The organism is Oleiagrimonas sp. (assembly GCF_027858935.1).
In the GTDB taxonomy this organism is placed as follows: domain Bacteria; phylum Pseudomonadota; class Gammaproteobacteria; order Xanthomonadales; family Rhodanobacteraceae; genus Oleiagrimonas.
Genome location: NZ_JAQIBU010000353.1, coordinates 1 through 7,732, shown reverse-complemented (window position 1 = coordinate 7,732; position 7,732 = coordinate 1). Strand labels below are relative to the sequence as shown.

Here is a 7,732-nt window from a genome sequence, read left to right as displayed (position 1 = left end):
AGCGCCCAGTCGTGGATCTTTCATGACCTGCCGATAGATGCGCGCGTCGTAGGGAGGGATCCAGGCGCGACCATTCGGGTCGGCGCCTTCGGCGATCAGGTCGCGGACGGTGCTCGGATGCATGCCAAGCACGGCCTGGGACAGCGCGGTCTGGCGCCAGCGCGCGATCTGATCCGGTGGCAAGGCGGCCAGTCCCTTGCGAACCGCTGTGGTATCCCCGTCCATGGCCGCGACCATGATGCCGGAGACGACCGACGATGCGGCGTAGAAGTGGTGTTGCCACTGCCCGTGGACGGTGGACCGTACCAGCCGGCACAGATCCATGCTTTGGGCATGCATCGATTCTCTTCGTCCTGGTCCCATTGCCGATGACGATGCTGGCTTTGGCGTCGATGCCGATGCCATGGTCGTGAAGAAGATCCCAAGGAGTGCCAGCCATCCCTGTTGCATGGGTGTTTCCCTGCCCGCCGGAGACGCCATTGAGTATGTCACGCGGGGGTGAGGACACGAAAAAGCCGGCGCGAGGCCGGCTCTTCCGATTTTCCTTGTCCGTCACACCGGCGGAAGCCCACTGCTGTCCGCAGGGTTCGTGTGCGGCGGCTGGGCTTTTCGACAGCACATCCTGTACTGACGAAAAGGCGACGCCATCCCTGACGTCGCCCCTACGGGCCTTTTCATCCGCCGCACACCCCTCCAGAGGGGCCCCGAAAAGCGGCGCGCATGCTGCGCGCTACGGCGCCATGCAACTCTACGCGTGGCGCAAGATGATTCCGGACGACAGTGTGCTTTCGCAGGAATGATGACCGGGGGATATCGTTGCGGGATGGTCGGGGAACGTAGGCTTTTACGAATCCCGATTCCCCATTCACGATTCCCGGCCCTTCAGCGCTTCATGGAGTTGAAGAACTCGTCATTCGTCTTGGTGTTCTTCATCTTGTCGAGCATGAACTCGATCGCGGCCAGCTCGTCCATCGGATGCAGCAGCTTGCGCAGGATCCAGATCTTCTGCAGCAGGTCCGGCGGGATCAGCAGGTCCTCGCGGCGGGTGCCGGAGCGGTTGATGTCCAGGGCCGGGTACACGCGCTTCTCGGAGATGCGCCGCGACAGGTGCACTTCCATGTTGCCGGTGCCCTTGAACTCCTCGTAGATCACCTCGTCCATCTTGCTGCCGGTGTCGATCAGCGCGGTGGCGATGATGGTCAGGCTGCCGCCTTCCTCGACGTTGCGCGCGGCGCCGAAGAAGCGCTTCGGGCGCTGCAGGGCGTTGGCGTCGACGCCGCCGGTGAGCACCTTGCCGGAGGACGGCACCACGGTGTTGTAGGCGCGTGCCAGGCGGGTGATGGAATCGAGCAGGATCACCACGTCCTTCTTGTGCTCGACCAGGCGCTTGGCGCGCTCGATGACCATCTCGGCCACCTGCACGTGGCGCACGGCCGGTTCGTCGAAGGTGGAGCTGATGACCTCGGCGCGCACGGTGCGCTGCATCTCGGTGACTTCCTCCGGGCGCTCGTCGATCAGCAGGATGATCACGTGCGCCTCGGGGTGGTTCTGCACGATGGCCTGGGCCACGTTCTGCAGCATCATGGTCTTGCCGGCCTTGGGCTGGGAAACCAGCAGGCCGCGCTGGCCGCAGCCGATCGGCGCGATCAGGTCGATGATGCGTCCGGTGATGTCCTCGGTGGACCCGTTGCCACGCTCCAGGTGGAACGCCTTGCGCGGGAACAGCGGGGTCAGGTTCTCGAACAGGATCTTGTTCTTGGAGGCTTCCGGCGGGTCGCCGTTGATGGTCTCCACGTGCAGCATCGCGAAGTAGCGCTCGCCTTCCTTGGGCGGGCGCACGCGACCGGTGATGTAGTCGCCGGTGCGCAGGTTGAAACGGCGGATCTGGCTGGGGCTGACGTAGATGTCGTCGGGACCGGCCAGGTAGGACTCGTCCGCCGAACGCATGAAGCCGAAGCCGTCCTGCAGGATCTCCAGCACGCCCTCGGCCCAGATCCCGCCGCCGGAGCGCGCGTGGGCCTTGAGGATGTTGAAGATGACGTCCTGCTTGCGGGCACGGGCCACGCCTTCGTGGGCGCCCAGCGCATCGGCCGTTTCCAGCAGCTCGATGGCGTTTTTGCGCTTGAGCTCGGTCAGGTTGATGATGCGGTCGTCGCTGCCGGCGTCGAAGTTCTCGTCGTCGTCCATGGGCAGCCCATTGTTGGGGCCGCCGCCGCGCGAACTGTTGTTGCTGTTGTTGCCGCGCGGACCGCGTTCGTGACGCCTGCGGCGTCCGCGCCGCGGTTCATTGCCGCTTCCGCCGCCGCTGCGGTTGGGGTTGTTGCGTTGCTTCTTGTCACCGCCCTGGGCGCGCTGATGGCCATCACCATCGGAGCCGCCATTGTCGGAGCCGCCGTTGGTGTTGCCGTCATTGCCGCCGGAGCCGCCGGAGCCGCCGGAGCCGCCGGAGCCGTCGTTGCCAGCAGCACCGTCGTTGCCGCCATGACCAGATCCTGAGTCCTTGCTGGACGCAGGTGCAGGGGCGGGTGCCGAGGCAGGCGCGGAGGACGCCTCGGGCTTGGCCGGCGCTTGCGCCTCGGACTTGGCGGCAGGCTTGGCCCGCGTGCGCTTGGGTTTGGCGGGCTTTTCAGCGGCCGCGGAATCAGCCGGACGCGTGGTCTCGGCGGGCTTGTTGCTATCGGTATCGGACACGAACGGACCTCGCAGGGCGCCGTTGAAAGGAAGGGGTCATCGGGGGTGGTACGAAAGCGCGGGCGCGAATGGCCCTACGACATGGATAGGAATCTAGCACTGCAGGCAGCCCTTCGCAAACACCGTGTCGCGCGGGAGGTAGCTTGTGCGACACGGCATGCGGCGTTTCAGAGCAGGCCGTCGACCATCTGGGTGATCTGGCCCTTGGGTACGGCGCCGACCTTGGTGGCCTCGACCTTGCCGCCCTTGAACACCATCATGGTCGGTACACCGCGCACGCTGTAGTTCACGGCGGTCTTCTGGTTCTGGTCAATATCGATCTTGACGATCTTCAGGCGACCTTCGTAATCCTTGGCCACTTCGTCCAGGATCGGGGCAATGGCCTTGCACGGTCCACACCAGGTGGCCCAGAAGTCAACCAGAACGGGTACGTCCGAGTTGAGCACCTCGGATTCGAATTCACTGTCTTTGATATGGGTAATCAGATCGCTCACTGGGGATGTCTCCATGGCAGGAAAGGGGGTGCGCTGGATGCCTGCGCACGAAATGTCCGGCATCGGCTACACTGTGGCACCCACAGATTGCGGGTGGAATTGGAAAAATCAAGCGGGTTGCCATCGCGGCATACCGTTCATTCCAGCGCAACTCGGGGTGGGATTCAAGCCACCTGCTTCATGAATCAGGGTGGTCTTGGCCCGGCTCCGGCCTCGCGGGACGACTGGTGTCCCGCCCGACCCGCGCCGATCCGATCCCTTGGACCGCGCGGCCATCATGCCCGCACAGACATTCTCACGGTGGCGCCAATACCCGGCGCGCCGTACTCACGCCACAAGCCGTGCGCTTGCCGGCCTGGTCAGGATTTATGGCAGAACACGTACTCACCGAAACCTTCTTCGAAAGCTTCGATCTCCATCCACAGCTGCAAAAGGGTCTGGCCGGTTGCGGCTTCACCCGCTGCACGCCGATCCAGGCGCTGGCCCTGCCGATCGCGCTGACCGGGCGCGACGTCGCCGGGCAGGCGCAGACCGGTACGGGCAAGACCTGCGCCTTCCTGGTCGCGCTGATGAACCAGCTTTTGACCAAGCCGGCCATGGCCAACCGCAAGGACAGCGACCCGCGCGCGCTGATCATTGCGCCGACCCGCGAGCTGGCCATCCAGATCGAGAAGGATGCGCGCGCCATCGGCCAGGACACCGAGCTGCGCATGGCGCTGATCTACGGCGGCGTGGACTACGACAAGCAGCGCCAGCAGCTGCGCGATGGCTGCGACATCATCATCGCCACGCCGGGCCGCCTGCTCGACTACTACAAGCAGCACGTGTTCGCCCTGGATTCCATCGAGGTGATGGTGATCGACGAGGCCGACCGCATGTTCGATCTCGGCTTCATCAAGGACGTGCGCTACATCTTCCGCCGCCTGCCCGCCCGCGACGAGCGCCAGGTGCTGCTGTTCTCTGCGACTCTGAGCCATCGCGTGCTGGAGCTGGCCTACGAGCACATGAACGAGGCCGAGAAGGTCGTGGTGGAGACCGACAACGTCACCGCCGACAAGGTCCGCCAAGTGGTCTACTTCCCGGCCAAGGAAGAGAAGATGCCGCTGCTGTTGAACCTGATCGAACAGCACAAACCGAAACGCAGCATCGTGTTCGCCAACACCAAGGCCGCGGTGGAGCGCGTCAAGGAGCGCCTGCGCAAGCACGGCTACCGTGTCGGCGCCCTGTCCGGCGACGTGCCGCAGGTCAAGCGGCAGAAACTGCTGCAGCGCTTCAAGGACAGTCAGATCGACATGCTGGTGGCCACCGATGTGGCCGCGCGCGGCCTGCACATCCCGGCCGTCAGCCACGTGTTCAACTACGACCTGCCGCAGGACGCCGAGGACTACGTGCACCGCATCGGCCGCACCGCGCGCCTGGGCGCCGAGGGAGATGCGATCAGCTTCGCCTGCGACCTCTATGCCATGGGCCTGCCGGACATCGAGAGCTACATCGAACAGAAGATTCCGGTCGAGGCCATCGATCCGGCGATGCTGAAGATGCCCAGGCCTCTTCCCCAGTCGGCACACCTGCAGGACGACGACGACGACGCTCCGGACACGCCGACCGGCGCGCAAGGGGACGGCTCCGGATCCGGCGGCTCGCGCAAGCGGGGACGGGGTCGCGGCGGACCCAGGTCCGTCGGTTCCAGCACAGGAAGTCGTTCGCAGGCTCGTGGCGAATCCCCACAAACGGTGACTCCTGAACAGGCACCCGCAGCTGCGCCGCAGGCACCGGCTTCCGGAGCGCCAGCGGACGGTTCCGGTTCGGACAAGCCGCGTCGTCGCCGCCGTCGTGGCGGCCGGGGTGGCCGCGGGCGCGGTGGTGAGGGCGAAGCGTCCCAAGGCAGCACGTCCGCAGGCCGCAGCCCGAAGCGCGCTGGTGATGACGCCCAGGCCAACGGGCCGCGCAAGGACAACCGCGAACGCCCTGGCACCAAGGCCAAGACACCGTCCCCGGCCAAACCGTCCGGCAGCCGTCAGGTGCATGCCGAGCCTGCGCCCTCCGCCACCAGCAAACCCAGAAAAGCCGGCTTTTTCAAGCGACTGTTCGGCGGCAGCTGAGTTTCGTTCGCGCCTGCCTGCGCGGCCACGGGCAGAGATCGTGCCCTTGGCTTGTCCGCAGGCGATGTTACCGTCGTGTCAGGTGGCATGGCCAAAGCCTGGTCCGTTGCAACCGGATTTCTCTGAACCGGCGCTTGCCGAGCTTGGGGACAGCCCCTAGCATCCGCCCCTGGCCGCAGAGAAAAGGGTTCATCCAAAGCGGATCTTGCCATCTGCCTATGGCAACCCCCGGTCGTCACGGTATGCTCGCGTTTTCCCGAACACTGCCGACGCCGTGATCCGTTTCGACCAGGTCAGCAAGCGCTACCCTACCGGCCAGGAAGCCCTCTCCGAACTCTCGTTCCGGGTGGAACCTGGCGAGATGGTGTTCATCACCGGTCATTCGGGTGCAGGCAAGAGCACCCTGCTGAAGATGCTGGCACTGATCGAGCGGCCCACCCGGGGCACCGTCACGGTCGACGGGCGCAATCTGGCGACGGCCCGCGCCCGCGCGGTGCCGAAACTGCGGCGCAAGCTGGGCATGGTGTTCCAGGATCATCGCCTGCTGATGGACCGCACGGTGTTCGCCAACGTCGAATTGCCACTGGTGATCGAGGGTATTGCACCGGCCGAACGTGCCCGCAAGGTACGCGCGGCGCTGGAGAAGGTGGGCCTGCTGGCCTACGAAAAAAAGGCGCCGGTGGCCCTTTCCGCGGGCGAACAGCAGCGTGTGGGCATTGCGCGGGCCATCGTCGGCAAGCCATCGCTGATCATTGCCGACGAGCCGACCGGCAACCTGGATCCGCAGCTGTCGGCCGAGATCATGGGCCTGTTCGACCAGTTCCAGCGCGTCGGTACCACGGTGCTGGTGGTCAGCCACGACCTGATGCTGATCAAGCGCACCCGCAAGCGGGTGCTGGTGCTGGACCAGGGTCGGCTGGTCGATGACGTGCCTGCCACCGAGGTGATGTCCTGATGGCACGTGCGCGCAAATCCCACGAGACCGCGGCACGGTCGCGTCCGCGCCATTTCGCTGCCTGGCGCGAGCAGCATGGCTGGGGACTGGTGGCCAGTCTGCATCGTCTGGGCGGTCGCCCCCTGGGGACCTTGATGACGGTCACCGTGATGGGGTTTGCCCTGGCGTTGCCGCTGACTTTTGGCCTGCTTCTGGTCAACCTCCAGCGGCTGGGGGGGGCGTTGGGGCAGACCCAGACCATCAGCGTGTTCTTGAACACCAACCTGCATGCCGATGCGGCCCAGAGCCTGGCCGGGAAGGTCAAATCGCGCCCCGAAGTCTCCGCTGTCGTGGTGCGCACGCCCAGACAGGGCATGACCGAACTGGCCACCATGCAGGGGTTCGGCAAGGCCCTCGATGCCCTGGACTCCAACCCGCTGCCGTTCGTGTTGGTGGTCACGCCCTCGTCAGACGCGCAGGCGGCACAGGTGGGCACGCTGCTGACATGGTTGCGCGACCGCCCCGGGGTCGCCCAGGTGCAGGATGACGGCGCCTGGCGCCAGCGCCTGGATGCCCTGCTTTCGGTGGCTACGCGTGCGGTCATGCTTTTGGCCGCATTGCTATCTCTGGCGGCGCTGCTGGTGGTGGGCAACAGCGTGCGTCTGGACATTCAGAGCCGCGCAGACGAGATCTCGGTGCTGCGTCTGATCGGTGCCAGCCCGGCCTTCGTGCGGCGGCCGTATCTTTATGCCGGAGTCTGGTACGGTCTGGCCGGAGGGCTGGTCGCGGTTTTGCTGGCACTGTTGCTGGAAGCCCTGCTGAACGGGCCGGTGGCGCGATTGGCCGCAAGTTACGATGGGCGGCTGCATTTTGTCGGCCTGCCACTCTGGCAACTGGCGCTGGTGCCGTTGCTGGCGGCCGTGCTTGGTTGGCTGGGCGCACGAATTGTCAGTGCCCGGCAGTTGCGCCGTGCACTGACATGAGTCCAGCACGCAATACATGGAGCATGCAATGAAAAGGGACCTCAGTCGTCACATCGCAAGTGCGCAGCCGCGCGTCATGGTGGTCGATGGCTCCAGGGTGGTGCGGCGCCTGATCGAACAGGTCCTGAAGAAGGAGTTGCCCGAAGCCACCGTGGTCCCCTGCGGCAGCGGCGAGGAAGCGCGCGCGGCGCTGGCCGATGGTGTGATCGACTTCGTCACGGTGGCCCTGCGCCTGCCCGACATCGATGGTGTCGAACTGGCACGTCACATCCGCCAACATGTGCCCCAGGCCTACATCCCGATTGTGGTGATTTCCGGTGACGTCGATCAGCGTCTGCGCGAGCGCTCTCTCGGCGAGGCCGTGACCGATTACTTTGACAAGGGCCTCGGATTCAAGGCCCTGGCCGACTTCATCCGCGGCTATGTGCACCCGGATGACCAGGCCCAGGGCGAGGTGTTGTACATCGAGGACAGCAGGGTGGTCGCCCTGGCCACCCGCCGCATGATGGAGAAACATGGCCTCACGGT

At 65.4% G+C, this 7,732-nt stretch carries 7 protein-coding genes; 4 read left to right on the top strand and 3 right to left on the bottom strand.

Features of this window, described 5'->3' with window-relative positions:
* The 3 genes from PF446_RS13380 to trxA form a co-directional block, all read right to left on the bottom strand.
* Positions 1-339 (bottom strand): hypothetical protein (locus PF446_RS13380; RefSeq protein ID WP_298072427.1); only part of this gene is annotated, 339 nt, incomplete at its 3' end.
* A gap of 543 nt (positions 340-882) precedes the next feature.
* Positions 883-2,691, bottom strand: a complete 1,809-nt coding sequence (gene rho / locus PF446_RS13375) for a transcription termination factor Rho (RefSeq protein WP_298072425.1) — start codon at positions 2,689-2,691, stop codon at positions 883-885.
* Positions 2,692-2,858: 167 nt separating this feature from the next.
* Positions 2,859-3,185, bottom strand: coding sequence for a thioredoxin TrxA (gene trxA / locus PF446_RS13370; protein ID WP_298072423.1), 327 nt, complete (start codon positions 3,183-3,185; stop codon positions 2,859-2,861).
* A gap of 368 nt (positions 3,186-3,553) precedes the next feature.
* On the opposite strand from trxA, the gene PF446_RS13365 reads away from it, so the two are divergent.
* From PF446_RS13365 to PF446_RS13350, 4 genes are all read left to right on the top strand, one after another.
* Positions 3,554-5,287, top strand: coding sequence for a DEAD/DEAH box helicase (locus PF446_RS13365; protein ID WP_298072421.1), 1,734 nt, complete (start codon positions 3,554-3,556; stop codon positions 5,285-5,287).
* A gap of 274 nt (positions 5,288-5,561) precedes the next feature.
* Positions 5,562-6,242, top strand: a complete 681-nt coding sequence (gene ftsE / locus PF446_RS13360) for a cell division ATP-binding protein FtsE (RefSeq protein ID WP_298072419.1) — start codon at positions 5,562-5,564, stop codon at positions 6,240-6,242.
* The gene (ftsX, locus tag PF446_RS13355; protein WP_298072417.1) at positions 6,242-7,204 is read left to right on the top strand and encodes a permease-like cell division protein FtsX; all 963 of its coding nucleotides are present in this window, start codon (positions 6,242-6,244) and stop codon (positions 7,202-7,204) included. Before ftsE ends, ftsX begins: the two co-directional genes overlap by 1 nt.
* Positions 7,205-7,232: 28 nt before the next feature.
* The coding region (locus PF446_RS13350; protein WP_298072415.1) for a response regulator at positions 7,233-7,732 on the top strand (500 nt) is incomplete at its 3' end.

Bases quoted from the DNA above. Each gene is read 5' to 3' on its own strand.
- PF446_RS13365 (WP_298072421.1), top strand. From the start codon at position 3,554: ATGGCAGAACACGTACTCACCGAAACCTTCTTCGAAAGCTTCGATCTC.
- ftsX (WP_298072417.1), top strand. From the start codon at position 6,242: ATGGCACGTGCGCGCAAATCCCACGAGACCGCGGCACGGTCGCGTCCG.